Here is a 24,399-nt window from a genome sequence, read left to right on the forward strand (position 1 = left end):
CTCAAAAAGGCCCCTAAAACGCGAGTTTGGGGGCTTTTGAAGATCTACGCCATTCAGCGAATCGGCTAGCCTATGCCTTATCGCCCCTTCTGGAGGCTGCCATGGATGATGAAAATTCAGTACTTGAACAGACGACCGACGTGATGGCCGACGCGGCGCATGCTACAAAAGAACCCGCCAAATCGGCCTTCAGAAGTGTAAAAAAGACGGCCAAGAAAATGATGCCGAAGAAGGCGAAAGCAAAGGCCGCCGCAAAGAAAAAGACCACCAAGAAGGCTTCAAAGAAGTCGGCCAAGAAGGTTGCGAAGAAAAAGAAGGCGAGGAAGTCGAAGCGCTGACGGCCTCGGATTCGCTCTACACGCTCCTATGACGTTGCTCTCTATTGCGGGGGCATGGATCATGTCTCATGAGATCAATTTCTCCGTGCCAGCTAGCTTGAGAAAATACCCTTCGTTGCATGGAAGGCGGAATTCGGATGCGCGATACGCGAACCCCTACCTGCTGCTTGACGGAACATTGGACGAGTGCATCCAGCACTTCATGAGCAGGCCTGCTTCACAGCACCACTTATACGAGATTCATACCAAACCCCAGGCGCCATTAGTGACCGAGGTGCTGAAACCCGAGCACATAGTTGAATTGGCACGGTTGCGGGAGTTTCTCTGACGTGGGCGGCTTTCGCATCAGCAAATCCTCTTTATCGACCCGTTCCTGAATTGCGTCCCGTACAGACCAGTTTGATCAACTCATACGTTTCGCTCTGCGGCACCAACGACTGGGCGGCATTGGCGCGATAAAGCGTCTGCGATTATTTCAATAATGCCGCTACGAACGCTGCGAGTGCGGCAACGCAAAGAGCGACGGTGACGATCAGACCAATCCGATGGCGCCTGCCCGGCCCGGTGTAATCCCGCGGGGCCAGAATGCTTTGCGCTTCCAATGATTCCATAGTCGGAGTTATCAGCTGATAATTGTCGTTCGCCGGCACGAGTTTCTCATTCAGCTCCGGGTCAGGAATTTCAAATATCTGATTGTGCTTCATGGAACTCTCGGAACGCTATCGTCCTGCCCCATTCAACCATATGCAGGCCCGCGCGCAAGGGTTGTTATCCCCGCCCCAGCGCTGGGCCAAATGGAACCTTCGTTATATTTGGCTGATGGATACATCAGACGCAGGGAGATTGGGCGCGACAGCAACTAACAAGAAGCTCAGCAAAAAGCAGCGGAAAGCAAATGCTCGCAGGGCTGCAAAGGCACGCTGGGCCAAGCGGCTGGATTGCTTCTGGCGACTTGCAGCGGATTGTCGCTGAGAAAACCTCGTACGGTCCACAAAACGCTGGGCGCCGACTTCGAGAGCTGGCAGAGGAAGGGAAGCTGGACGTTATGTATGTCCGCAATCACGCGCATTACCGGTCAGCGCAAATCGGAGGGCGCAACTCTGCCCTGGAAGGGGGGCTTGCTCAGGACAGAGTTGCGCTAGCCGATGAAGGCTGACGTTAGGTTACAACGTTGCATCCCCAGTCGGAGTCAAAGTCTGGTGCCGGGTTATCACGTTCGAAGGAGCTAACGTTTCCATTGGTTACAAGATGAAAGGCCGTCCCTATCGCCGGAAGCCAAGTTTTGAACACTGTCGCGTTTGCGACCGAAAAGTTTTCGCTGACTATCCATATTGCGAGAAGCACAAGGAGATCTACGAAATTGCCAAACTCGAAACCAGGACGCACGACCTACCCCGACGCGGGGCTGGTGTCGACGGGGAAGGTCGTGCAAGCCAAAACTGTCCATAATGGCCTGCCAATCTAATTCCCAGGTTGTGAAAGTAGTTCCTCTAACCCTTAGGATATTTCGTCATTCTTCCCCCCGACGCCGCGGGGCTTGTTCAAAAAGAATTGCCGGTTGCCCAAGTCGGCTTCCGCATACCGGTCGATCGTGAGCATGATCGCCCGGACGTGCTCGAAAGAGTGCCCTTCCCGTGTCCCCCAGCCGTCAGACATCAGCCAGCGCCCTAATCCAGGGCGAGCTTTCAACCTGAAGATCGTACCACTTCAAATCCTTGGCCCTAGCCCATGAAACATTTGGAGAACGAAACGGCAGGCCGCCAGGTTTAGATGTGCCGCCACCCACCCGGACTGTGCGGTCCATCACACAAGAAGGAGGCGGTTAACCGGTCGTTAAGAAGTTGGTGAACAGTTTAGAGGTCCCCGCCGTCCAATTGGCAGGAGCATTCGAATGACCCGCGCCGAACGTCAAGAACTGGATCGAAAGCTACAGCAGGCTCGCAGGCTTGCGCTAGAGCCCACAGATCCGGTCACGAGAGAGCGACTAGCTCAGCTTATTGAAGAGTTGGAATCTCAACTGCAGGACCACCGCATGGTCGCCTAGCACCCCTCGGAGAAGTCTGGTATCCGATCTCAGCCAAAAATATTTTCGGCAGTCGTTTTCAGTGCCTGGTCGGTGCCTAAGAAATTAGGCGTCCGGCTAAACCATTGAAAAGACTCACGCGCTCGTAGCTCAGCTGGATAGAGCATCGGACTTCGAATCCGAGGGTCGGGAGTTCGAATCTCTCCGAGCGCGCCATTTCCCGATCGTATGATAGGGTGCGACCTCGCCTCCCATTGTAACGCGGCACACGCGCTTATGTCGCCGAATTCCCGCCGCGGTGTATAGACCCGGTACATGGAGCGCCCTCGACACCAAGCCGGGCTCGATCACCGGCCCAATCACGCGTTCATGTACCGTTGCTGCAATTTCGCGTCAAAAGAGGCAAGCAGCCGCGCCAGTGTTCAGCTTGTCGCGCTGGAACAGCATCAGCTCAAAGCCGTTCACCTGTTGAAGGGTCACACGTTGGGCTATCATTTCGGGATGGATTGCAGAACTACTGACGAGCTCATCGCCATGGCAGAGCACGACCGAAAGGTCAGTGACGAGCTGGCGGCGTCGGGAGCGCTGTACGAGGGCTATGATCCACGTATGGCCGCCGTTCACGAGAAGAATGCGCTGCGGCTCCGGGCGATCATGGCCCAGATCGGATGGCCGACGGAGCGCCTGGTCGGCAAACGAGCCGCGGACGCCGCCTGGCTGATCGCCCAGCACGCCATCGCGCACCCGGAATTTCAGCGCTCGTGCCTTAAGCTCCTTGCTGCGGCCGCGCACGAGCACTTGGTCCCAGCTTGGCAGCCGGCCATGCTGGAGGACAGGATCCGTGTGTTCGAAGGTAGGCCGCAGCTCTACGGCACCCAGCTTGAGCCCGACGCGCACGGCAACATGCGGCCCCACACGATCGAGGATCCGGACGGAGTGGACGAACGACGTCGCGCGGTAAGTCTCGAACCGCTCGCTGAAATACTTGCTCGTGCTAAACCGCAACCGCTGCCAGCCGACCGTAAACGGTTCGAGCACGACTATCACGAGTGGCTCATTGCGGTCGGTTGGCGCACACGCCCCCAGTCGTGGAGTAAGGGGCCAGCATGAGGCTTGCCCGAATACCCGTCCAGCAACAACCTCCATAGCCAGCCACTCATCGTCGACGTATTGGATCGTCGACGACCGATTGCGGTACAGGTGAGACCGTCCTTTTTTATGACAGCTATCTCATCGGCGGAAATCTGGGCCCCTCGGCTTCAATCCTCACGGCCGAACGCGTCACGGCTGCACAGTGTGGGATACGCCGGTCCGGCCGCGCGGCAAACTACTGGAAAAGGCCATACGTGCGACAAATTCGGCGATTCGGTCGTTGCCAGCGGACTGCTCACGAACTTACACGACACGCCGGCTGGATCGGACCAAGGTTATGACGGAGTAGTTCGAGCGCAGAGCCCGGGCGCAAGCGTGAAGTGGCTTGCCTTGACCATTAGCGACTTTGCGGTACGCTGCGCCAATCCGCCAAGTGGCTTTGTTCGACGGGAATTGCAAAGACATAGCCGACGCCGCGTTCGGTCTTGATGACACGTGGCGCCTTCGGGTCTGCTTCCAGTTTGCGCCGCAGCCGCAGCACCTGTACATCGATGCTGCGATCGAAGACGTCTTCGTCGTGAAGCCGGGTCGCCTGCAATAGATGCTCGCGCGAAAGCGGCCGCTCCGACGCATCGAGGAAGGCCAGCAGCAGAGCGTACTCGCCCTTGCTTAAGGCAACCAGCCGTTCCTGCGGATCGATCAGGCGCCGGCTGCGACGATCTAGCCGCCACCCGCCGAACTTGTATCCGCCCCGCTCCACCTCGCTGGTGCGCAATAACCCTCTGTTCACACGGCTCCGCCGCACGGCGCGAAACCGGGCATACAATTCGCGGATACCGAACGGCTTGGTGAGGTAGTCGTCGGCACCGAGTTCGAGTCCGACCACACAGTCAACTTCATCGCGGGAGCGACCTGACAGAAGAATGACCGGGACGTCCGAACTGGAACGAATTTCCCGGAGCAGATCGAGCCCATTGTCGTGGCCGAGGTGAAGGTCGAGAATGATCGCGCTTGTGTCCCCGCCAGCTAATTGACGGGCCACCCCCGACCGGCTCGTCGCCGAAACGGTCTGTATGCCGTACTGCCCGAAATAATCCGAGATCAGATGTCGGACCGCCGGATCGTCATCCACGACAAGGATATGGCTTGAGCTGCAGTCGGTGGCCACAATGCGGCTGGGCTCGACCTTGGTCAACATGTGATCCGGCGTCCGCATGGCTGCTGCGGACCGCGCAGAAGCAAAAATTGACACACGCGAAATCTCGGCGGTCGCCATGGCGGTACCTCACCCAACGGATAAATTCGGGAAATCTACGGCCAGGCAGTCGCGTGACGGAACGGTGGATCAGCGGAACTCCGCCATCGATGCAGGGCCGGCTGCGTCCCGCCCCGCTGCGGTCGACGCCAACAAGACTCTGTTAGCAGTCTAGACGATGAATGGATTGTAAGAATCGGCCATGCCCGGCGCCGCTTCCGTGCCGCGTAATCCCCACCGCAGTGTCGTACCGAAGAACTCGGCCGGCGTTCCGCCCACGATCGTGCCGAAATCATGGATCAAGTGCGCCTGATCGACAAAGCCGCAGGCATATGCGACATCCGCCCAACCTAGGCCGTTTTTCCGCGCGGCGACAACCTTTTCGATCCGTGCCAGTCGCGCATATTGTTTAGGGCTGGTGCCGAATGTCGCGCGAAAACCGCGTGACAGCTGCCGCTCGCTGAGATCCAATAGCGAGGCGAGTTTTCGTATGCGCAGGCCCGGATTGCGACGCAGCCACGAGGAAGCGCGGGAAAAAACCGGATCTTCGCGGTCCTGACCCAGATTCTGAAAGAGAAAACGTTCGACGCAGGCGATCCGTTCGCGGCTGCTGCCTGACTCCATCACCCTTTCCTCCAGCAGGGCGATATCGCGATCCCTGAAAATGTTGCGCAGTCCGATCTTGACGTTCATGAGCTCATGCATGGACGCCCGCGCCAGCCGGGAGGCCGCCTCGGGCTTGAGCCGGACGGTGATGACACCAAGCGGACCGCGAGGACTGATCGCAAAGCTTCCGCTCTGGGTCTGGGTCAGCACATGGCCGTAGTTTTTGTGATCGTAACTGTCGTCGCCAAGTTGCCATCTGCAATGCGTCAGCGTGCGGTATTGAACGACGAAATACGGCGCGGTGCTCGGCGGCACCTTGATCGTAAAGGCCGTCGCCGCATCGCTGTCCGGAATGTCCCAATCCCAGATTGCCTCGACGAGGTCGGCAACGGCGGCGGCGGGCCGGATGCTCCTCGAAAAGCCGTCGGGAACGATGTGTTCGCCGCCCGATTTGGGTGGCGGCTCCCGTTGCGGAAGCCAGAGAGGTGGTCCGGATACCACGAGGAAAGCTCCACTCTGCTGCAAGAGCCAGAACGGGCCGCCTAAGCCAGCGCGACGCCTCATTCGGTGTTAAGCGCACATTAGAAGTCGTCCGTGGCTTTTTCTGGCCACCATTATTACCGTTGAAACATCTCGCCACGAGGCAAGCGTTCGAAGAGACTACGGATGTCGTCCCATACCCCGTCCAACTGGGCAGCAAATATCATGACGGGAAACCTGCCAGCCGTTGAAGCGGTAGCACCCGGAAGCGGTAGCAGCCCGCTCCGCTGTTCAAAACGGCTTGACTATAGCCGTAAAGATATAGCCAACGCCGCGCTCTGTCTCGATTACACGTGGCGCATTCGGCTCGATCTCGAGCTTGCGTCGCAAACGCAAGACTTGGACATCGATGCTTCGGTCGAAAATGTCGTCGCGGACTCGCGTTGCTTGAAGAAGCATCTCCCGCGTGAGCGGCCGTTGTGGAGCTTTGAGAAACGCGAGCAGCAAGGCGTATTCGCTTTTGGTCAGCAAAACCGGCGCGCCGTCCGGATTGGCGAGGCGACGGGTGCGACGTTCAAGCGACCAGCCATTAAACCGGTACCCGCCCCTCTCCGGGTCGCGGGCTCGCGCTGCGCGGCCCGTTTCGTGCCGCCGTAAGACGGCGCGGACGCGCGCCAGCAACTCCCTGAGGCTGAACGGCTTCACCAAGTAGTCGTCCGCACCGAGTTCGAGACCCACCACGCGGTCCACCTCCTCACGGCTGTGGCCTGTCATGATGATGATAGGGACGTTTGAATGAGACCGGATCTCTTTCAAGACGTCCAGCCCGTCCTCTTGGCCGAGCCGCAGATCCAGAAGGATCAAGCTAGGATGTGCCTTTTCGAGGTGGCAGCTCAAGTCCTGCCGGCACGACACGGAAGCTGCCGGCACATTGTGTTCTTCCAAATAATTGGTGATCGTCTGCCGCACCATCGCGTCGTCATCGACTACAAGGATGTGGCCCACCTCGCCGGTGTCGCCGGGCATTCCTCCGCTCCTGGTTTCGATAGCTGACTGTTTGCCAGCCTAAGAACTCAGACAACCGAATGCAGCTTGAACAAACCTTTGGCTGTCCTTGGATCATGGGATTTGTCCGCAATTGGACTCAATTGTGGATTTCAAAATTCAGCCCATACCGCTTTGAGAGCATCGCGCCACCGCTGCGTAACGTCGGCGTCGAAGTCGCTAAATTCGGCGGCACTGCCTACGACAAGGCACCCGCGTTGCCTTCGAGGCCATGGTATCAGCTTTCCCGCCGGTCTTAAGTCCAAGACACGTTACGATCGTAACGAAGTTTTTCTGCACTGACACCGAGCCGCAACACGGCCCCCACATCTTCGGCAGCGGATGGCATAGAGTTTTGATATGGGACAGATCATCCGGAACCATGCCTACCCGACGATCGCATCACGGCCAACAGGATGATCGTCGTGCGCATCAACGAGAGCGTTTCGCCGTCGATCGAGACAAGTTCAGCGTCGTTGCCCCCACGGACGAACGTTACAGGATTGGGGCCAGGTGAGAAGTGACCCTTTTATCACGCCTATTCGTGTTGGTGGCTGTCGCGCTGCTGCCCGTGATCGCAATCCAAATGTACAATGAGTTCGACCTGCGCCGCGCGCGCCAGGTTGAAGTACAGGACCACGCGCTCAGCCTGGCCAAGCTCGCCGCGGCAGAACAGCAGCAGATCGTCCAGGGAATCCGTGAAGTCCTGATCGCGATGTCGGAGCTCCCGACGATAAAAACGAAGGACAGCCAAGCATGCGATGCTTACCTGGCTGCGTTGCAACAGCGATTTCCGGCGTTCGTTACCTTTCTCGTCGCCGAGTTGGATGGTCGATCCTTCTGTGACACGAACAGCGATCACAGGCCAATCAGCATCGCTGCGCGGCCCTACTTTGCCAACATCTTGAAGACGGGCACATTCACGGTCGGAGAATTCTCGGCAGGTCTGTCAACCGGTCGGAACGTCCTTCAGTTTGCGTTGCCGTTCTACGACGACAGTGGCCGCATGGGCGGTCTCATCGTAGCGGGTCTCAGCCTCGACTGGCTCGCTGACTACATTGCTCGAAAGGGCGTTCCGGAAGGAGCCGCGCTTGCCGTCACAGACCGCAACGGTATTTATCTCGCCCGCTACCCCTATAACGACCGGTTCGTCGGCACAAAGATGCCCGGTGGCAAATACCTGAAAATGGACGACCGCGGCGCGGTCGATATCCTAGACATCGACGGCGTGGAGCGGATCGAAGGCTACTCAGCCTTGCGGGCTGATCTCGGTGGGCTTGTTGTCAGCTTTGGCCTCAACAAGGCGCAGGCTTTCGCCGCGATTCAAGATCAGACGCAACGCGACATCCTCCTGATCGTCCTGGGCATCTCCCTGATGCTGGTCCTGACATCGTTGGGGGCCCGGCGGTTCATCCATCGCCCGCTTGGCCAATTGGTCGACGCCGCAAACCAATGGCGGCTCGGCGAATTCGCCCAACGTGTGAACATCCGGGATAAATCCGAAATCTCCCGGGTCGCCGACGCGTTCAACACCATGGCCGACGCATTGGAGCACCGCGAGCACGAATTGTCCGAGGCGAAGGAAAACGCCGAGGAAGCCGCGGCTCGGATCACGATGATCTTTGAGAGTACGACTGACAGCGTAATCATCGTCGATCGGGATTGGCGCATCAGCTATCTTAACGGACCTGCCTGGGTCGAAATCGCCGAAGGCCGCAATCTCATCGGCATTGACCTAGGGGAGGCCTTTCTCGAGGATCATTGCGCGCAAATTTTCAGTCAACTTCGGGAGGCCATGTCGGATCAACGGCCGGCCTCGTTCGAAGCGTTCTGCCGTCGCCGCGGTACCTGGTACGCGGTCAATGCGTTCCCCTCCAGCCAAGGCCTTGCGGTCTTCTTGCGAGACAACACCGAACACAAGCACGCCGTGGAGGCGCGCCGCTTGATCGAGGAGCAGTTCCACCAGAGCCAGAAGATGGAGTCCGTCGGCCAGCTCACCGGCGGCGTCGCGCACGACTTCAACAATCTGCTTACGGTTGTATCCGGAAACCTCGAACTCATCGAGGAAGCCGCGGATATTGGCAGGGTCCGTCAGTTCGCCACAGCCGCACGGCATGCCGTTGATCGGGGAGCCAAACTAACGGCGCAGCTTCTCGCCTTTTCCCGTCGGCAAAGACTGCACCCAAAACTGGTCAACGCGAACGAGCTGATTTCTGAATTCCAGGGAATCATCCGCCAAGCGGTCGGAGGGGGATGCGAAGTCAAGCTGCGGACCGATGAGCGACTGTGGCTGTGCCACGTCGATCCGCCGCTGCTGGAGACCGCTCTCCTCAACCTGGCCCTGAACGGGCGCGACGCCATGCCAGACGGCGGCGCACTTGAGATCGAGACGCGGAACGTCGTCCTGGATGAGGGAGCCGTGGCCGGGTGCTTGCCCGGATCGTATGTCAGGCTGTCCTTCAAGGACAGCGGCTGCGGGATGCCTCCTGAAGTACGGGATCGGGCTTTTGAGCCCTTCTTCACGACCAAGGAGGTCGGCAAGGGCACCGGACTCGGCCTCAGCATGGTCTATGGCTTTGTCCGACAATCCGGGGGCCATATTGCTATCGAAAGCGCGCCTGGAGCTGGGACCACGGTCGCTCTGTATCTGCCTAAAGCCACGCAAAAGCCTGATGCCGGGGTGGAAGCCATCCAACCGCAGGCCATCCCTGAGGGTTCGGAGCGAATCCTTGTGGTCGAGGACAATGAGGATATCCTGGAAGTCACGTCGGCAATGCTAACCACGCTCGGCTACCGGGCTCTTTGCGCCGGGAATGGTGCGGAGGCCATCCAGATCCTCGAGAGTGGCCAGGAATTTGAACTCTTGTTCAGCGATGTCGTGATGCCAAACGGAATGAATGGCGTTGAGCTTGCCCGCGAAGCGAGACGGCTACGCAAAGACATCAAGATCCTGCTCACCTCTGGCTACGCGCGGGATGTGCTGGAACGACATCAGGCGGTAGACGAGTTTCCGATCATCGACAAACCTTACCGCCAGGCAGACTTGGCGCGGCGGCTGTGGTCAATCCTGCACGAATCGCAGGATCCTCATGTCCCCTCTTTGCCTGCTCGCACGGGCACGGCCATCTGACATTTGCGAATGGTGACCATTTGACTGGCGATCCATTCCGCAGTCGGGTGTGCGGTGACCCCAAGCCACAGGATCTCTCGCCACTCGGGCCGCACAATCAACAAGCCATATAGCAGACGATCGATCGTAACGATCAAGCCAACGGGCGCGCCGAAGAACGAGTAATTCTTGGCGGTCCGGTTGGCGCGCGCCTCTATGTCCGTTTGCGCAATGCCGAGCGAGCCGTAAAACAGGCTTCCGAATTCCTGCCGGCGGCTCAAATACGGTTTCGGCAGAGCCCTGACCACCATTATCCGCATAGAGCGAGAACATATCGGTCAGAACACCGATCTTAACAGGTGCTTCTTGAGCTTCCGGCTTCTACAGCATCGTCTTGGCGTACTGGATGCCGACACCGAAGGCGCCGCCGAACTTCATCGCAATGTCGATTGTGATATCGTAGGTCTCGAGACGGGCCCAATCGCGTTGCAGCTCGAGAAGATAGGTGAGCGAGGTGATCGGACGCGCGCCTGCCTGTATCATGCGCTCGACTGCCCGCTCGTGGGCCTCAACCGAACAATCACCGCATGCATCAGTGACCACATAAACCTCGTAGCCCTGGTCCAGCGCTGACAATACGGGACCGTTGCAGCAGACAGAGGTCCATAGGCCGCAGATGACGAGGCGATCCTTGCCGATGGCGTTGACGCGGGCAATGAAATTCTCGTCCTAACAGGCATTCGAGGTCGTGCGGTCAGTGACTTCCGCGTTCGGGAATGCGTCCGTGATCTCGTCGAATAGCGGGCCGGCGAAACTGTCCTTTGAAATCGTCGAGAGGATCGTTGGGACGTTGAAGCCCTTCGCCGTATGAGCAAGGATTCCAGTATTCGTGCGCAGAGCAGTCACGTCGATTGACCTGGTGTTGAACGCCATCTGCGACTGGTGATCGATGAGCATAAGCGCGTGATCCTTGGGGCTGAGAAGACTTCTGGCAGGTTTGGCGACTGCTTTGATGCTCACGTTGGTTTCCTTTCTGGTGCGCCAGGATTTCCGGGATACCCTCGGCATGGTGATACGGAGCGTTGACTGTCCGACGATCTTCGGACCGTCAGGGAGTTAGGACGCAGGCATTCAAACCGCGAGCGGCATCGCTGCAAAAGTTCTTTTGCAAATTTGCAGCCGGCCGGCCGTCATCCACTCGTCGCAGCGACGGCGGGCTTTCCCATCGCTCACGGCGCCCGATGCTCCCTTCCCTCGATGAGAGCGCGCTGCCTCGATATGGACGCCATGCAATGGGCCATGAACGCACACACCCTTCCCGACTTACGAATGTCGGGATGGGTGAGTATCCACAATTCGTCACTCAGTTCCGGCTCCACAGGACCAACGCGCACAAGCCTGTCGGAGAGGTCACCGTGCATGCAGGGCAAAAATCCTACACCGAGGCCGGCAGCGATCGCTGCGGCCATGCCGGCAACAGAGTTGCTTCGATAGGCGATCTTCTCGCCCGGAACACGCTCCTCCACGAATTTGAACGCCCTCAGGCCGGAGAGGCTGCTTCCGTACGATGCCCATTGACGCTGATAAAGCTCGTCAGGACTTGGCATGCGCGCTGCAACGTCCGAGCGGCGGCCATAGGCGGCCCAGGCAATGGTGGCGGCCTTCCGTCCGAACAGGTTTTCCGGTGGCGCCGCGGTCACCGCCCGGATGGCGATATCCGACTCACCTCGCGCGAGGTTCAGCGAACTGTTTCCGACGATGACCTCGATCCGTACCTCGGGATTGGATGCCCTGAAGTCCGCGACGATCGGCGTGAGGAAATCGAGCAGCAGTGCATCACTCGTCGTGATGCGCAGGTCGCCAGCGTGGCCTTGCGCATGACCTGAAACGCGTTTTGCCACCCCGACAATGTCAACTTCAACTTGCCGGGCAAGCGCGATCAACTCGGCGCCAGAAGCGGTCGGCCGGTATCCCGTGCGACGCCGGTCGAAGAGAACGGCCCCCACCACTTGCTCGAGCCGCGACAGCCGCCGGGAAATGGTTGTATTGTTCAAGCCGAGCCTCATCGCGGCGGCCGCAAGACCGCCGCTCTCGCCGATTGCCTTTATGATCCGCAGGTCATCCCAGGAGAGCTTGTCCAGGGGATCACTCATATTTCCCTCGCTCCAGCCGAAGTCGTCCAACAGGCCTGGACGAAGCTCGACGTGCCGCAATGCGGCTATTGCCAATCCGGTCAGGTGCTCGCGGCAGTCGCCCTGCTCTCCTACCGGCGTTGTACCAATGTCATTGATCGGACCGAACCATGTCTGCCGCCTTTTCGCCGATCATGATCGTCGAAGGGTTTACGCGCGATCTAACTTGCGCGCTTCTCTCGTGAGACAGACGCTTTGCGCGATTCGATCTCACGTACCACCCGGATTAGGTTTCCGACAGGGACACGATTCATTTCGATCCCATCGCGCTCTAGAAATCGAAATCGCTGAGGTCGGGATGGTCGTCCGGCCTGCGCCCCAGCGGCCAAAGGAACATCCGGTCGGGTTCCGCGATCGGATGGCCGTTGATACAAGCGATGCGCCGTCGTATCAGGCCGTCTGGATCAATCTCCCAATTCTCGTTCCCGTAGGCCCTGTAGCAATTGCCGTTGACGTCGTGATATTCGTAGGCAAACCGAGCCGCTATCCGATTGTCGGTGAAAGCCCAGAGTTCACTGATGTGCCGGTACTCAAGTTGCTTGGCCCATTTGCGCGTGAGAAACGCCTCAATCGCCGCGCGCCCGGACAGAGAGTCGGTGCGGCTTCGCCAGAAACCGTCGATTGTGTAGCCAAGCGCCACGAGAGCGGGCTCTCGAGTATTCCAGCTGTCCTCGATGGCCCGGACCTTTTCTGTTGCGGCCTTCCAGGTGAAGGGAGGCAAAGGGGCGCGTGACATGATCGTTGTTCCGGCGAATATAGGGATCGTGCCGAACCTGAAGCAATGCCCGACTGGTGGCGAGTATATTGGTGTGAAGAAGTGTGAATGCTCTCGTTGGGCAAGGCCGCCCGTGCGGTATCCTGCGAAAAGACTGCCCTTCATAAAGCTATTGTTGGCTCCTCGGTATCGAGCCGTGAGAGGGGTGGCTGGTCAGCCGGGAGGAAGCAGCTCAACGATGTGAGGTCCGGGCCCCGGTTGCACGAAGCTGACGTTCCGCCTCACTCAGATCAGCAGTCTCGAACCCTTCCGTGAATCGCTCGTAGACGTCAGCAAGCAAAGTTCGTGCTTCGCCCCCGCGGCCATGATCCGTCCACAGGCGGCCCAATGCAATTGCCGCACGCAGTTCCCACCCGAGCGCGGACTGCTGCCGGGCGCAGTCGAGCGAGGCCATGAGCGAGGCCTCGGCCGCTGGCCAGTTCTCGCGCGACGTCGCCAACAAAACCTCCGCTCGAGCCCGCAGCAAGTTGGGTAATTCGAAGGTTCCGGAACCGCACGCGGCGCCCGCCACAAGCGCATCAATGATAGTGGTCGCTTCTGCTGCCTGCCCGCTGCGACCCAAGCCTTCGGCTAAGGCCCGAGAAAATGCGAACGAGAGGATATATTGCCGCTCCGTTTGCAGCGTCGACAGCGCAGTACGCAGGGCCTCGACACCAAGCTTTATCTCTCCTCCCGCTAACATAAGCTCACCCCGCAGACCCAGGCCGCCAGCATAGTACGGCGCGAGCGAGTACCTGGCAGCATAAGCGACGAGCCGTTCTATGAGGTCCTCTGCGATTTGCTGGTCTCCCCGCCATAGAAACACCGGCGTGGCATAAAGAAGGCAGATGCAAAGCGTGACGGGGTGCTCTTGTCGTCCAGCCACCTCAATGCCTTGCTGTGCAAGTTGAGCCGCCTGATCGGGGAAGCCTCGCAGCCACAATGTCCGTGCGTACCCGATTAATGCCCTCACCTGGTGATCATAGCCATAGAAGTGCAGCTGGCTTACGTCGGCTGCTGCAGCACGTGCGAAGCCGGTTTCATAGCTTTGCTGCGCCGAGGCTTGATTTCCCACCAGGTGCTGGCTCGCTCCCAACATCCACTCGGCCGCCACGATCTCTCGCGAACCGCCAAGTTCCTTAGCCGCAGCAGCGTAGCGCTCTGCGGCCGCCAGCGCGCCGCCGAAATCCGAAAGGCGAGTCCGAAAGAGATTGAGACCGGAGAGGAAGTGCAGTTGGTACTCGGTATCTCCCAAGGACTCGGCAAGGCTGAGGCCGCGCTCTAGCGCCGTCCCAACCTCGTCGCTGTTGCCGTGGACGTAGGTCGAGGAGATCGCCAGTGATAGTTGCAGAGCGAGTTCAAGCTTTGTTCCGCGATCTTCCTCGCCCAATGCAAATATCGTCTGCCGGCACCAGCGCAGGCACTCACTCAGCAACGACAGCCCGAGAAATAGTGGCACTGCCCCGGCGCCCAATTCCACACCGATCGAAGTGTCACCTGATGTTGAAAAACTCCATTCGAGCGCTGCTCTGATGTCGCCTATTTGCCGCGCGTAGGCCGTTAGATCACGATCCTTCAGGACATTCGCCTGAAATCCCACGAGGCGTTCCGCATAATGGAGTGCGTGCCGCCTCGCCGCTGTCTTCGCCTCTCCTCGCTCCTTTAATTTGATCGCAGCATACGCTCGGGTCGTATCGAGGAGCCGGTATGAATTTGCGCCTTCTGTCTGCGAAACCGAGATCAGCGACTTTTCGGCAAGGCTCGCTACGTCATTTGCAACTTGCGATCCGTCACGGTGCCGCCCGGATACAATGGCTTGCGCCATTTCCAACGTGAATGCCCCTGCAAAGACGGAGACCGCGCACAGAGCCGCCCTTTCGCGTTCCGACAACAGATCGTAGCTCCAGTCCAGCATTGCCTGCAGGGTCTGGTGCCTTGGCACGCTACGCCGCCTCTGCCAAAGCAGCATCAGGCGGTCGCCGATCAGTTGGGCCAGTCCGCTGATGCCATAGGTGCTCGCCCTGGTCGCTATCAGCTCGATTGCGAGCGGCATCCCGTCAAGTTGATGACATATGTCGGCAACAACCGGCGCCTCCCTGTCGGTGAGCTTGCCCCGGTAACCGCCGGCCGCGGCCCGCTCCATAAAGAGCTGTACCGCGGGAGAAGCCAGTGCCTGAACCGCCGTCAACTTCGGTTCGCTCGGTGGACTCTCGAGAGATTGAAGTAGATGAATGTTCTCACCTTCGACCCGCAACGCTTCGCGAGTGGTCGCAATCATGTGCACGAGAGGTGCTTCGCGGAAGAGATGCTCAGTGAGCACCGCGACTGACTCAACCACGTGCTCGCAGCTGTCGAGGACCAGGAGGATTCGCTTGTCCGCGACGAATGCCAGGAGACGCGGCAGGGAGTCTTGCGTCTGTTCAAGGCACCCGACAGCTGACGCAACCGCGGGAATAACAAGCGCATCGTCCTGCAGAGCACCGAGGTCCACGAAACAGATCGCGTCTTGGAAATCGGTCATCATCCCGTGCGCGACTGCGATGGCGACCGTCGTTTTGCCGACGCCGCCAGGTCCCACGATGCTGACAAACCGACGAGACGTGACCTCGGAGCGCAACGTTTCGACAATCCTGTCGCGACCGACCATCCGCTCCAGGCGCGCAGGCAGAGTCCGGAGTTGGCGGCGTCCCGCCGACACACCCGTGGGCGGGCCGTTTTGCCCCGAGCGTTGGACGGATCCAACGAAGCAATAGCCTCTGCCGGGCAGATTGGCGATGTAGCGCGCCTCGCCTCGACCATCACCAAGCGCTCTGCGGAGCCCGGCGATATGGACCCGAAGACTGCTTTCCTCGACGATGACGTCCGGCCAAACCCGCTTGACCAATTCCCTGTGGCTCACGACATCCCCTGCCCGCTCGACCAGAGCAATCAGTATGTCGAGAGCACGGCTGCCTAGCGCCACCGGCTCGTTCGCTTTCAGCAGCAATCTTTCGGGCGCGATCAGTCGGAACGGCCCAAATTGGAATGTCTCCGATTTACTGGATCGTTGCTGCACGGCAGCTGCCTCAAAAAATTAGCGCTTCTTCCTACGGTTCGATCGATGTGCGGGGTTTGCCGATCCTGCATTTACATCATATCTGCCCGGAAGGGGACCCCCAAAGGGGTTGGCGTGCTCCAAATTTGGCACATTCTGACCGCTTAAAGTAAGAGGATGCGGTGCATCCTCGTGGTCAAAGAATGAGCGCTCGCGACAACGGCGCGCGACTGCCGCGGGGAGCGAGTTTGTATTACGCAGAGGTTAAGGGACCGATCGGCTGGGCGACGCCGGCGGCGTTCGGGCCGCTGCCGCGTGTCCGCATCGACGCGTGCATGCTATTCGTGACCGGAGGATTTCCATCAATTCACGGTACAGGAGGTCAGCCAGTTTCGCGCAGCTTGGCTTGAAACTCATGTACTCAACAACGACGGTTACCTAATCGAGGGAATGCGCCGCAAGAATCCTGACATCGCGCATAGCTGCAGGAGAACGTGAAGTCCCTGTATCCGCTCGCGGCGAGGGCGACGGCGTCATTGTATGGCGACCAAAGCACTGGACACCAAGGAAGCGGCCCGCGAGCGCACAGGAGCGCGCAAATAGGGGCAGCTTGATGCCGGCGCTCCTCCGCTCGCTCTTGGCGTTAGACGATGTCCCCGCAATCTTTCAGATTTCAACAGCTTTGCTACCGGCCTGAGACCGTTCCACATGATCTCCCTTCACGCGTCTGCTACTAGCCCCGCGCATTCGTGCATCGACCCGTGTTGGTCGACTGTCGGTAAGCGCGTGGGGCCAGGATGGAGAACCTCGTTCCACGAGAGACAACGGAGCTCACGTCAACGCGATGTCCGAGCATGGCGATCGCTTGTCGCACGATGAAAAGGCCAATACCGAAACCGTCGCTGTGGTTGGAGTCGAGGCGAGTAAAAGCGTCGAATATCCTCGACATATCCTCATCGGAAATACCAATTCCCGTGTCGAAAACGTCAACGCGGATGCTATCCTGGAAATGACGGCACCCGAAAAGGATCTGTCCGCCCGGTTCTGTATATTTTATCGCATTGCTGAGCAGATTGCGAAGAACCGCACTGAAAAGAAAGGCGTCGCTCATCACCCGGGAAGCGGTCGATACCAGGCGAATTCGAATCCCTTTCTGAAGGGCTGTCCATTCATTCTCCCGGTAGGCTTCTTGCAGCATAGGCCCCAGATCGACTGGAGATAGCTGGATTGGCTTGGCATGTTCTCGGAGGCGAAGGGCGTTCAAGAGCTGATCGAGCTGTTCGGTCAATCGGTTAATCGCGCTTTGGCCCAATTGCAGCAGGTGCGGCTCCGGCCTGGTCCCGACGGCGCGGCCAAGGCTGTCGTGAACGTTCTGGATGATCTGGAGCGGCTGACGAAGGTCATGACCGGCCATCGCGAGAAGCAGTGTTTCGAATTCGCAATCGTCTTTCGGTGGTCCCGTCATTTTCACGCCCGTGCAGCAATGCGCTGAAACGGTGCGGCTGAAGCGGGTCGGGCCGGATCCGCAAGTTCAACAAAACGGGCGCGCAAATGTTCGGAGGCGCGTTTCAGCATCGCACGCAGCCACTCCTGCGGTGGATCAGCCGTGTTACGCTCATGCCAGAGAACGCCAACTTCCACTGACGTGGTTTTGTACGGCAACTCGTGCGTAGATAACGGGTGTATGCGGGCCAGTGACCTGGCAAGTGGTCGCGGTACGATTGCAGTCAGCCGCGCATTCTCGAGTAAGGAGGGAAGCGCGAGAAAGTGTTGCTTCATTGGCTGCTCTCCGTTCAATTCTCAGAAATCATTGGTGGCCGCGGTGGCCGCTCGGAGAAACTTGCGGGACCAGGCAGGAATTCGCGAGTTGATTGTATGGCTGTAACGCCCGGATCGCATCGGGGCCACGTTAAATTCCGGGAATCTGTGAGAGCTCTTGTGAAGCGGAATCGTGCGCCGACCGGACATGAAGTCACGCATCAGTCAGCGTTGAGAAAAAGTGTGATCAACGCCCAGACCGTCCAGCCTGAGCCGTCCCTGTTTGCGCGACGACTGCTGTGGGGGCTCCGGGAGGCCGCGGGGCTTTTGTCGCGGCGGCGTCAGAACATTTCGAAATATTCGCGCTGCTCCCATTCGGTGACCTCGGCCTGGAAGCGATCGATCTCCGCATTCTTGATGTGGACGTAATAATCGACTAGTTCCGCACCCATCGCCTCGCGGAAGAACGGATCCTCCTGCAGGGCGAACACCGCCTCACGCAGCGATTTCGGCAGCAGGCTTGCTTTGGTCTCGTAGGGCGTATCGGCAGAGGGACCGGGATCCAGCGCGCGATCGACGCCATCGAGGCCGGACAGGATTTGCGAAGCCATATAGAGGTATGGATTCGCGGCGGGCTCCCCTACTCGGTTTTCCAGCCGCGTCGCCTTATCATTGGCGCCGCCAAGCGCCCGGATCATCACGCCGCGATTGTCGCGGCCCCAGATTGCGCGGTCCGGCGCCAGCGAATAAGAGCGATAGCGCTTGTAGCCGTTGATGGTCGGCGTGGTGAAAACGGTTGCTGCACGGGCGTGTTGCAGCAGCCCCGCGAGATAGTGCTTTCCAAACGACGACAGCGCTTCGCCCGCAACCTTCGACATGAAGGCATTGTTGCCGTCCTTGCGCGAAACCAGCGATTGATGCAGATGCCAGCCGGACGACACCACGTTCGGGATACGCGGCCGGCACATGAACGTCGCGTGATAGCCATGGCGATGGGCGATCTGCTTCACGGCGCTGCGAAAAAGGACCATGGTGTCCGCCGGCGCGAGACCGACAGTCGGCTGGAAGGTAAATTCGGCCTGGCTCGGGCCGAACTCCACTTCCATAGAACGCAGCGGCAAGCCGAGCGCGACCACATCGCGCCGGATCAGCTCGAGCGCCGGCTCCATCTGATCGTAGCGCTGCTCGGTCAGATATTGGTAGCCGTGCGACAGCAGGCCAACTTCCGGTGGCTCGCCGGGCTGCCCGGCATGCTCCGGCTGCATCTTGGAATCGGTGACCTTGAAGATGTGAAACTCGACCTCAAGGCCCGCGACGAAATCATAGCCGCGCTTGGCAAGCTTCTCCAACACCAACTTGTAGAGACCGCGGGTAGCAAACGGCACCGGACGACCGTCGGCAAAATAAAGGTCGCACAACAACCACCCCGTGGTCGGCGCCCAGGGCAGCACCTTGAACGTGGTCGGGTCCGGGACCATCAGGACGTCGCAACCGCCCTGCATTTCGCTAATACCGAAGCCGCCGCCGGCGGTAAATACCGGAAATACCGTGCGGTGCGACGTGTCCTTTGCCAGCATCGTAGTCGTGATCGAGCAACCGCTCTCGAGCGAGTCCAGCGCTTCCGATGCAATCAGCGTCTTGCCGCGCAGGATGCCGTGCTGGTCCGGGAACGACAGCCTGATGGTCTCAAGCTTGCTGTCTGCGCCGACCCGCCGCAGACGGACCGCCGCTTCGCGTTGTTCATCGGACCACAGTCCGTGCTTCCTGATGAAACTCAAAGCAATTTCCTTGCCTAGCGCGGGAATCCGATTACTCGGCTGCGGTCAGATCAGACGACGCGATCTGCACCGGAACGGATGCCGCCCAGGGTGCTTCTCGGCGTCGCTTGACGTCGACTTCCATCCAATATGTCTCCCAACCCTTGGTCGGGCCGATACCGTCCATGGTCGGGGGACCCTGAATGCTCTTGGCATGCGCTTGGTCGAGGAACATGAAGGGCTTGCCGCCTTGCGTGACCTTCTCGATCTCCTGACGCAGCAGACGTCGATATTGAATGATCGCCTTGTCGGACTGGCCGAGATGCTCGCGCGTGCGATCCTGGATCGCGCCCATCGATTCCACGGCCCACTGGTCGTGCACGTTGATGTCGGCGCCCATGCCGGTGTAGGTATCGTGCGCCTGCTCATGCGGATCGAAGCCATAATCGTTCGACTTGTTCTTGCGCGAGCGATAGTCGGGAAGCTGATAGAGCTCGAGGCGCTGCTCGCGCATCTTCTTCTTGTCCATCGGCGCGGTGTAGCTGGTGAAGATCGCGTACCAATAGCAATGCGTATCATCGACGGGCACGTGCCACTGTGTGATCGTCATCTCGGTGCTCATCGGGATCACGAAGGCGTGCGGGAACAGCGCGTTGGTCACCCGCACATGGGTCCGCCTATCGTCAATTTCACGTAGCGCGACGAGCCGCAGGCCATATTCGGTTTGCTCGACATTGATAATCGGCCGATCGTACTCGCGAAGCACCTTCGTCATCGGTATTTCGCTATCGGCGGACGCGCCGCGAAACTGCTTGCCATACGCGATCGAGGTGTCCTCGTCCTCGAAGAAGCGGTGCAGGAACGAGGCATGCGCCGGATCAATTCCGACTTCGAAAGCCTGCAGCCAGTTACATTCGATCAGTCCCTTGAACGCGAAGGTGTAGGCATTGGGAGCTGCAAAACAGTCGATCTCCGGAAACGCGGGCGGCTCGCCTTCGCCGAGATAGGCCCAGAGGATGCCGCCCTTCTCCGTGACGGGATAGGCACGCTGCTTGATATTCTTGCAGAGCGAGGAGCCGACCGGCTCCGCTGGCGTCTCAAGGCACTGCCCCTTGACGTCGAACAACCAGCCATGGAATGCGCACCGCAGGCCGCCATTCTCGAGCCGGCCGAATGCGAGGTCGGCGCCGCGGTGCGGACAATCGCGATCCACCAAGCCGTAGCGGCCATTTTCATCACGGAACAAGACGAAGTTCTCGCCGAGCAACTTGACCGGCTTGATCGGCCGCTCGCCCTCCAGTTCATCGACCAGGGCTGCCGGCTGCCAGTACATCCGCATGAATTTGCCGGCGGGATCCGCAGGACCGATACGGGTGATCAGATCATTCTGCTGTTGGCTCATCATGGTGCGGGTCTCCTCAGGTCTTGTTCGACAGTGCTGCGGCTCAGCGCTGGAATACGACTTTGCCGCCGACCACCGTGATGGAAGCCTTGATGTCCTTGATCTGGTCTTCCGGCACGGTCATGTAGTCTGCCGAGAGCACCACCAGATCCGCCAATTTGCCCGGCTCGAGTGTGCCCTTTTTGGCTTCCTCGAACGTGTAGCGTGCGGCCGCACTGGTATAGAGACGCAGCGCCTGTTCACGGCTGATGGCCTCGGAAGCACCGTAGACGTTCCCGTTCGGATCCTTCCGCGTCACCATGATGTACATGTTGAGCAGCGGGTTGATCGGATTGACGGGGAAGTCAGTGCCGGCGCCGAGATTGTCGAGGCCCATTTTGTCGATCAACGTTTTGGTGGGCAAGGCGCGATCTGCGACGGCGCGACCGAGGAAGCGCTCCACCGTCGCCGCCTTGTCCCACATGAAGACATTCTGGAAGTCGATGCGGACGCCGAGCTTGTGGGCGCGCTCCATCTGTTCGGGCCGGATCAGGCTGGCGTGGATCAGGATAAAGCGGCGATCCCGGATGGACTTTTCCTTGTCGGCCGCCTCGAACGCGTCGAGGACCTGATCGATACCGAGATCACCGACGACGTGGACGCCGACGCGCCAGTTGTAGCGGTTACAGATCGAGATAAGCTGCTTCAGCCGTTCCGGCGTCTGTTGCGCGATACCGTGATAGTCATCGTGCGAGTCCGGATAGACATCGCGCATCAGCGCGGTCTTCAGCGTCATGCCGCCATCGTAGAAGATCTTGATCCCCGCAAATTTCAGCCAATCGTCACCGAAGCCGGACGACGCACCGTTGCCGGACATGATCGCCTCCCACGCCGCCATCTCCGCCGGCGGTTCCGGCCGGAACATCAGGCCGACACGAAGCGTCGCCTCTTTGGCGAGCGCGATCTTCTGCAGCGTCCGGATGTCACGCGCTTCCGTCGCGCCCTCGACCGCGCTGGTGATCCCGAAGCCGTTGAGCACGCTCTCTGCGAGTTTGAACTGCTGGATCTCGTCCTCGTCCGACCACGGCGGCACGGCTTTCTCGACCCGATCGATCGCGGTCTCGACGAGAACGCCGGTCAATTCCCCCGCGGCATCCCGCTCAAAGGAGCCACCGCCTGGATTGGCCGTGCTCTTGTCCACGCCCGCGCTCTGCAGCGCCATGCTGTTGGCCATCGAGAAATGGCCGACGGTGCGCAGATAGACCGGATTGCTCGGAGCGACGCTGTCGATTTCCTGCCGGGTAAGATACCGCTTCTCCGCGAGCTGCGATGGCGGATGCCACGCACCGCCGATAATCCATTCGCCCGGCTTCTTCTTGCCTGCGAACGTTCTGATCGCGTCGAGCGCCTCCGCGACAGTCTTCGCGCGGCTCATATTCACGACGTATTCAGCCATACCCGCCGCCTTGAAATGCGCGTGGGTGTCGATCAATCCGGGAACAACGGTCTTGCCGCCCACGTCGAATACGCGCGTCTGCGTGCCGATCAGCGCCTTAATCGATGCGCTGGTGCCGACCGCGAGGATCTTACCGTCCCTGATCGCAGTTGCCTCCGCGACTGAGGAACTGGCGTCCATGGTCAGGATTTTTGCGTTGATCAGAACCAAGTCGGGCGAGTTCAGATCCGCCTGCTGCGCGGCCGCATACGTGGCGCTGGCGAGATACACGCCCACCCCTAAAACCGACAAAGCCTTCAATTTCCCAAACATGGACATTGGCTCCATTTATCTGTTCGATAGACGAACATTGGTTCGAAGATTATAGAATGCTCCTAATTTCGTTTCCGTGCAAGTGTCCATTTTGCACACAGCGCCAAGTTTTGGATTGCCCAGGTGTCCCTTCCGAGACCAAGCCCTAATGCTGACCGGAAATCCTGCTTGATATATCCGTTATACGAACATACGTTCGTTAGTCGAACGAACGGAGAATGTGGAATGTCGAAGGTGAATTTCGTTCGCCAAGACGGCACGGCGTGCGTCGTCGAGATCGGATCAGGCGTCAGCGTGATGCTCGCCGCGGTCCGTAGCGGCATATCGGGAATCGAGGGTGAATGCGGTGGCTGCCTCGATTGCGCAACCTGCCACGTCTATGTCGACGACGCTCAGATCGGCGCACTTCCTTCGCCTGATGCGGAAGAGCTCGAATTGCTCGGCTCCGTCAAAGCTCCTCGAAAACCCAGCAGTAGACTGAGTTGTCAGCTCAAGCCGCCGTTCCCTATCGAGACGCTCACCCTCCACATCCCCGAGGTACAATCATGACTGCTCTTGTCGTCATCGGCGCTTCCTATGCCGGCATCCAGGGCGCACTCTCCGCACGCGATGCCGGCTACGCCGAACCGATCACCGTGGTAGCGGATGAAGCGTGGCTGCCATATCAGCGGCCTCCTCTGTCGAAGGATTTTCTGACCGAACTCGCGACGGAAGAAAGCCTCATGTTGCGCGACAAGGCTTTCTTCGCCAACAAAAGTATCGACCTCATGCTTGGCGTTCGCGCCACTGGCATTGAGCGGCGATCGCGAAAAATCCTGCTTGGCGGCCATTCCTCGCTAGTGTTCGACAAGCTCCTGATCGGGACCGGATCCCACGCGCGGAAACTCGCTGCTCCCGGAGCCGACCTCGATGGCGTCCACTACCTGCGAACGATGCAGGACGCCATCGATCTCAAGGCTTCGTTGCGCGAGGCGTCCGAAATTGTCATCGTCGGCGGCGGGTTCATCGGTCTCGAAGTCGCGGCTTCGGCGGGCAAACTCGGCAAGAAAGTCACTGTGCTCGAAAGCGCGTCCCGCCTGCTGGAGCGGGCCGTATCGCCCGTGGTCTCGGAATTCCTGCTCGATATGCATTTGCAGCATGGTGTGGATGTGATCCTCGGCGAGACCGTGGTGTCGATCAACGGACAAAACGGCCGCGTCACGTCGGTCAGTTGCGGGAACAACGCGAGGATCCGCGCCGACCTCGTCTTGGTCGGCGTCGGCGGCCTCCCCAATGACCAGATCGCAAAGGATGCGGGATTGGACTGCAGCAACGGGATTGCGGTCGACGAGCACGGCCGCAGCAGCGATCCCGACATCTTCGCAGCAGGCGATTGCGCCACGCACTACAATACCTTTGCGCGCGATTGGCTTCGTCTCGAATCCGTTCAGAACGCGCAGGATCAGGCTAGGGCCGCGGGTCTCGCAATCGCCGGCAGCACCGGGCCATACGACAGCGTGCCACGGTTCTGGTCCGATCAGTACGATGCCAAACTGCAGATCGTCGGAATATCGCGCAATTTCGACGATCAGGCGATCCGCGGTTCGGTCGAGGACGGAAAATTCTCGGTCTTCTACTACAGACAAGGCAGGCTGATCGCGGTCGACAGTGTCAACCGGTCCGGCGACCAGATGGCGGCCAGACGAATGATCGCCCGCAGAATCTCGCCAAGTCCGGACCAGGTCCGGGACGCCTCGTTCGACCTCAAATCGCTGCTCAACTCGGCTAACGGCGTTGGTGTATAATCGGGAGATTCGGCGGCATCTCGA

At 59.4% G+C, this 24,399-nt stretch carries 19 protein-coding genes, 1 tRNA gene and 2 pseudogenes; 8 read left to right on the forward strand and 14 right to left on the reverse strand.

The window, feature by feature from the left end; all coding sequences use genetic code 11:
• Positions 1 to 101 precede the first annotated feature (101 nt).
• The gene (locus tag B5525_RS36775; protein WP_079570875.1) at positions 102 to 338 is read left to right on the forward strand and encodes a hypothetical protein; all 237 of its coding nucleotides are present in this window, start codon (positions 102 to 104) and stop codon (positions 336 to 338) included.
• 470 nt (positions 339 to 808) lie between these two features.
• Here B5525_RS36775 and B5525_RS36785 read toward each other — a convergent pair whose 3' ends face one another.
• Positions 809 to 1,042 (reverse strand): hypothetical protein, encoded by a 234-nt coding sequence (locus B5525_RS36785; RefSeq protein WP_079570877.1) that lies wholly within the window; start codon positions 1,040 to 1,042, stop codon positions 809 to 811.
• A 1,458-nt stretch (positions 1,043 to 2,500) separates the two neighbouring features.
• Between B5525_RS36785 and B5525_RS36800 the strand changes: the two genes are divergently transcribed.
• Together B5525_RS36800 and B5525_RS48080 are read left to right on the forward strand one after the other, a co-directional pair.
• Positions 2,501 to 2,577 (forward strand) — tRNA-Arg (locus B5525_RS36800).
• Between the two features lie 318 nt (positions 2,578 to 2,895).
• Positions 2,896 to 3,471, forward strand: coding sequence for a DUF6624 domain-containing protein (locus tag B5525_RS48080; protein ID WP_425305340.1), 576 nt, complete (start codon positions 2,896 to 2,898; stop codon positions 3,469 to 3,471).
• Positions 3,472 to 3,850: 379 nt separating this feature from the next.
• Here B5525_RS48080 and B5525_RS36810 read toward each other — a convergent pair whose 3' ends face one another.
• The 3 genes from B5525_RS36810 to B5525_RS36820 form a co-directional block, all read right to left on the reverse strand.
• Complete coding sequence (locus B5525_RS36810) at positions 3,851 to 4,651, reverse strand: response regulator (protein ID WP_079574286.1); 801 nt, start codon at positions 4,649 to 4,651, stop codon at positions 3,851 to 3,853.
• A gap of 228 nt (positions 4,652 to 4,879) precedes the next feature.
• On the reverse strand, positions 4,880 to 5,815 hold the full coding sequence (locus tag B5525_RS36815; RefSeq protein WP_172900045.1) for a helix-turn-helix domain-containing protein: 936 nt from the start codon (positions 5,813 to 5,815) through the stop codon (positions 4,880 to 4,882).
• A 270-nt stretch (positions 5,816 to 6,085) separates the two neighbouring features.
• Positions 6,086 to 6,820, reverse strand: coding sequence for a response regulator (locus B5525_RS36820; RefSeq protein ID WP_079570882.1), 735 nt, complete (start codon positions 6,818 to 6,820; stop codon positions 6,086 to 6,088).
• A gap of 59 nt (positions 6,821 to 6,879) precedes the next feature.
• Here B5525_RS36820 and B5525_RS44975 point away from each other — a divergent pair, with 59 nt between their 5' ends.
• On the forward strand, positions 6,880 to 7,098 hold the full coding sequence (locus B5525_RS44975; protein WP_154073679.1) for a hypothetical protein: 219 nt from the start codon (positions 6,880 to 6,882) through the stop codon (positions 7,096 to 7,098).
• 260 nt (positions 7,099 to 7,358) lie between these two features.
• Positions 7,359 to 9,968, forward strand: a complete 2,610-nt coding sequence (locus tag B5525_RS36825) for an ATP-binding protein (RefSeq protein ID WP_079570883.1) — start codon at positions 7,359 to 7,361, stop codon at positions 9,966 to 9,968.
• Here B5525_RS36825 and B5525_RS46905 read toward each other — a convergent pair.
• From B5525_RS46905 to B5525_RS36840, 3 genes and pseudogenes are all read right to left on the reverse strand, one after another.
• Positions 9,926 to 10,228, reverse strand: a complete 303-nt coding sequence (locus tag B5525_RS46905; protein ID WP_244567710.1) for a hypothetical protein — start codon at positions 10,226 to 10,228, stop codon at positions 9,926 to 9,928. The two genes, B5525_RS36825 and B5525_RS46905, sit on opposite strands and share 43 nt — an antisense overlap.
• Before the next feature lie 100 nt (positions 10,229 to 10,328).
• Positions 10,329 to 10,961, reverse strand: a pseudogene (locus B5525_RS36835) (hydrolase).
• Between the two features lie 215 nt (positions 10,962 to 11,176).
• On the reverse strand, positions 11,177 to 12,100 hold the full coding sequence (locus B5525_RS36840) for a LysR family transcriptional regulator (protein ID WP_079574288.1): 924 nt from the start codon (positions 12,098 to 12,100) through the stop codon (positions 11,177 to 11,179).
• 15 nt (positions 12,101 to 12,115) lie between these two features.
• On the opposite strand from B5525_RS36840, the pseudogene B5525_RS46910 reads away from it, so the two are divergent.
• A pseudogene (locus tag B5525_RS46910) lies at positions 12,116 to 12,208 on the forward strand (2Fe-2S iron-sulfur cluster-binding protein); the annotation flags it as partial.
• A gap of 202 nt (positions 12,209 to 12,410) precedes the next feature.
• Here B5525_RS46910 and B5525_RS36850 read toward each other — a convergent pair.
• From B5525_RS36850 to B5525_RS36875, 7 genes are all read right to left on the reverse strand, one after another.
• Positions 12,411 to 12,875, reverse strand: a complete 465-nt coding sequence (locus B5525_RS36850) for a DUF1348 family protein (RefSeq protein ID WP_079570885.1) — start codon at positions 12,873 to 12,875, stop codon at positions 12,411 to 12,413.
• Positions 12,876 to 13,086: 211 nt separating this feature from the next.
• The gene (locus B5525_RS36855; protein ID WP_079570886.1) at positions 13,087 to 15,948 is read right to left on the reverse strand and encodes an ATP-binding protein; all 2,862 of its coding nucleotides are present in this window, start codon (positions 15,946 to 15,948) and stop codon (positions 13,087 to 13,089) included.
• 712 nt (positions 15,949 to 16,660) lie between these two features.
• Positions 16,661 to 17,392 carry a sensor histidine kinase gene (locus B5525_RS36860; protein WP_079570888.1) on the reverse strand — a complete coding sequence of 244 codons (732 nt, stop codon included), beginning with the start codon at positions 17,390 to 17,392 and terminating at the stop codon, positions 16,661 to 16,663.
• Between the two features lie 2 nt (positions 17,393 to 17,394).
• Positions 17,395 to 17,706, reverse strand: a complete 312-nt coding sequence (locus B5525_RS44985) for a hypothetical protein (protein ID WP_154073680.1) — start codon at positions 17,704 to 17,706, stop codon at positions 17,395 to 17,397.
• Positions 17,707 to 18,026: 320 nt separating this feature from the next.
• Positions 18,027 to 19,463 carry a glutamine synthetase family protein gene (locus B5525_RS36865; protein ID WP_079570889.1) on the reverse strand — a complete coding sequence of 479 codons (1,437 nt, stop codon included), beginning with the start codon at positions 19,461 to 19,463 and terminating at the stop codon, positions 18,027 to 18,029.
• A gap of 31 nt (positions 19,464 to 19,494) precedes the next feature.
• Positions 19,495 to 20,847, reverse strand: a complete 1,353-nt coding sequence (locus tag B5525_RS36870; RefSeq protein WP_079570891.1) for an aromatic ring-hydroxylating dioxygenase subunit alpha — start codon at positions 20,845 to 20,847, stop codon at positions 19,495 to 19,497.
• 40 nt (positions 20,848 to 20,887) lie between these two features.
• Positions 20,888 to 22,591 (reverse strand): amidohydrolase, encoded by a 1,704-nt coding sequence (locus B5525_RS36875; protein ID WP_079574291.1) that lies wholly within the window; start codon positions 22,589 to 22,591, stop codon positions 20,888 to 20,890.
• A 225-nt stretch (positions 22,592 to 22,816) separates the two neighbouring features.
• Here B5525_RS36875 and B5525_RS36880 point away from each other — a divergent pair, with 225 nt between their 5' ends.
• Both B5525_RS36880 and B5525_RS36885 read left to right on the forward strand, forming a co-directional pair.
• Positions 22,817 to 23,140, forward strand: coding sequence for a 2Fe-2S iron-sulfur cluster-binding protein (locus tag B5525_RS36880; RefSeq protein WP_079570892.1), 324 nt, complete (start codon positions 22,817 to 22,819; stop codon positions 23,138 to 23,140).
• On the forward strand, positions 23,137 to 24,375 hold the full coding sequence (locus B5525_RS36885; RefSeq protein ID WP_079570894.1) for an NAD(P)/FAD-dependent oxidoreductase: 1,239 nt from the start codon (positions 23,137 to 23,139) through the stop codon (positions 24,373 to 24,375). The genes B5525_RS36880 and B5525_RS36885 overlap by 4 nt, the downstream gene beginning before the upstream one ends.
• Positions 24,376 to 24,399 lie beyond the last annotated feature (24 nt).

It is taken from the genome of Bradyrhizobium erythrophlei (genome assembly GCF_900129505.1).
GTDB classification, from domain to species: Bacteria; Pseudomonadota; Alphaproteobacteria; order Rhizobiales; family Xanthobacteraceae; genus Bradyrhizobium; species Bradyrhizobium erythrophlei_D.